A 255-nucleotide genomic window follows, 5' to 3' on the forward strand; every position below is an offset into this window, starting at 1 on the left:
CTGCACAAGACGCAGTGATCAAAGCAATCGTTGACGGCGCTGTTGCTAACAACGTGTTGACAAACGCAACGGACATCTTGAGTGGTTCTTCATTCACAGCACCACAAGTGTACACACCAGGTGGCGACGACCGTATCAACTCTTTGCAAGACGAAGACGTGTTGACAGGTACAAGCGCGAAAAACACATTGACTGCAACTTTGGGTAACTCCAACGACAACGGCGCAGAAACAATCACACCAACTTTGAACAACA

General features: G+C 48.2%; 1 protein-coding gene. It reads left to right on the forward strand.

Annotated features, from left to right (window positions below):
- On the forward strand, positions 1 to 255 hold a 255-nt coding region (locus KDM92_RS18430), incomplete at both ends, for a hypothetical protein (RefSeq protein WP_212685810.1).

It is taken from the genome of Affinundibacterium baiyunense, from assembly GCF_018139645.1.
In the GTDB taxonomy this organism is placed as follows: Bacteria; Pseudomonadota; Gammaproteobacteria; order Burkholderiales; family Burkholderiaceae_D; genus Undibacterium; species Undibacterium baiyunense.